We start from the raw sequence: 2,159 nt of genomic DNA on the forward strand, positions 1-2,159 counted from the left end.
AACATCAGGTTGATAGGTCAGAGGTGCAAGCGTGGTAACATGTTTAGCTGACTGATACTAATAGGTCGAGGGCTTGACCTTAAATATACTGTGCAATTTTGAAAGAATAATTTTCTTTCAAATAAAAGTAATTTACTTAGTTAAAGCTGAGTAGTACTTATTTAAAATAAAAATCTGGTGGTTATAGCTTAAAGGTAACACCCGTTCCCATGCCGAACACGAAGGTTAAGCTTTAAAGCGCTGATGGTACTGCAGGAGAGACCCTGTGGAAGAGTAGGTCGCTGCCAGGTAAGTATGATTTACTAGCTCAGTCGGTAGAGCACATGACTTTTAATCATGGTGTCCGGGGTTCGATTCCCCGGTAGATCACCAAAGCGTATCTCTTAGAGATACGCTTTTTTATTTTATAGTAAAAATAATATTTTTTATTATAATTATGTTATAATAAATTGAAAGTGTTATATAAATGTAAAACTAAAAAAAGATCAATTAAAAACTAATACTTTGGCTATCAAAATATTTAACTGTCAAACAATTAAAAAGGAGAGAATTAAATGAAATTACCTAATTTACAAATTGGAGATTTAATAGCTAAAATACCTATAATTCAAGGCGGAATGGGAATTGGTGTATCTGGATATAAATTAGCATCTAGTGTAGCAAATGAAGGAGGAATTGGTGTAATATCTGCTGTACAAATAGGATATAGAGAACCAGATTTTAAAATAGATACGAAAAATGCTAACATTAGAGCATTAAAAAAGGAAATAAGGAAAGCTAGAAAGTTAAGTCCTAAAGGAATAATAGGTGTTAATATTATGGTAGCTGTAAATTATTATGACGATATGATTAAAGCAATTTTAGAAGAAGATGTAGATTTAATAATTAGTGGAGCTGGACTTCCAATGTCTTTGCCTAAGTTAGTAGAAGGCAGTAATATTAAAATTGCACCTATAGTATCTTCAGCTAAAGCAGTTGCGATTATAATTAAATATTGGCTTAAAAAATATAATAGGCTACCAGATTTAGTTGTTGTTGAAGGTCCTGAGGCTGGCGGACATTTAGGATTTAACTATAATCAAATTAATAATAAAGAATATAAATTAGAGAATATCACAATAGATGTTTTAAAAACAATAAAATATTATGAAAACAAGTATAATAAAGTTATTCCTATAGTTGCTGCAGGAGGAATATATACAGGTAAGGATATTGCACAATTTATAAAACTTGGTGCAAGTGGAGTGCAAATGGCAAGTAGATTTGTAGCTACAAATGAATGTGATGCAAATATTGAATTTAAAAATATGTATGTAAATGCTAAAAAAGAAGAAATGATAATAGTTAAAAGTCCTGTAGGTCTTTTAGGTAGAGCTATTAAAAATACATTTATAGAAGATATTAAAAATAAAAAAATGCCTCCTGAAAAATGTTATAATTGCTTAAAAAAATGTAATCCTAAAGATACACTTTATTGTATATCTAATGCACTTATTAATGCGGTTAACGGAAATGTAGATAAAGGTTTGATTTTTGCAAGCAGTAATGTTCATAAAATTGATAAAATTTTATCTGTTAAGGAGCTTATGAAAGAATTAATTTTAGAATCAGAAAAATATTTATAAAATGAAAAGCACTTTAATTTTGTGCTTTTCACAATTTATAATTATATTTTTAGATAATAATATATAATGTAATTATAATAACTTATTTAATATGTAGTTTTAATTAATTTTACCTTATACTTTACCGTGTGTATCTTTAAGTGATTTTCGTAGATAAATTAATATATATTTAGAAAAATAAATATAATCTATTATATTTAATTTTAAACTTTAGGAACAAGATTAAAATTATGATAGAATAATCACTGTTGTCATAGTTAATGCATAGCAATTAATAAGTTGATGAGCAAAATTTGAATTAATTGTTGACAAATGTTTTATAAGATGTTAAAATAAAAAACGTCGTTTAAAGCGACAAAATAAATTGGTCTTTGAAAATTAAACAGATAAATGAAACCAGCACAGAAATAAATGAGCAAGATAAACTTTTAAATTAAGAGTTTGATCCTGGCTCAGGACGAACGCTGGCGGCGTGCCTAACACATGCAAGTCGAGCGATGAAACTTCCTTCGGGAAGTGAATTAGCGGCGGACG

Annotated in this window: 1 protein-coding gene, 1 tRNA gene and 3 rRNA genes; all 5 read left to right on the forward strand. The window is 28.6% G+C overall.

The features are described from left to right. Positions 1 to 81, forward strand: a 23S ribosomal RNA gene (locus CLOACE_RS11520); the annotation flags it as partial. A gap of 92 nt (positions 82 to 173) precedes the next feature. Then, positions 174 to 290: ribosomal RNA gene (rrf, locus tag CLOACE_RS11525) — 5S ribosomal RNA — on the forward strand. 6 nt (positions 291 to 296) lie between these two features. Next, positions 297 to 372: transfer RNA gene (locus tag CLOACE_RS11530), tRNA-Lys, on the forward strand. Between the two features lie 182 nt (positions 373 to 554). Beyond that, positions 555 to 1,625, forward strand: coding sequence for an NAD(P)H-dependent flavin oxidoreductase (locus tag CLOACE_RS11535; protein WP_070111391.1), 1,071 nt, complete (start codon positions 555 to 557; stop codon positions 1,623 to 1,625). A gap of 429 nt (positions 1,626 to 2,054) precedes the next feature. After that, positions 2,055 to 2,159, forward strand: a 16S ribosomal RNA gene (locus tag CLOACE_RS11540); the annotation flags it as partial.

Source organism: Clostridium acetireducens DSM 10703 (assembly GCF_001758365.1).
Lineage (GTDB): Bacteria > Bacillota > Clostridia > Clostridiales > Clostridiaceae > Clostridium_C > Clostridium_C acetireducens.

Coding starts and splice junctions, on each gene's coding strand:
- CLOACE_RS11535 (WP_070111391.1), top strand. CDS start 555: ATGAAATTACCTAATTTACAAATTGGAGATTTAATAGCTAAAATACCT.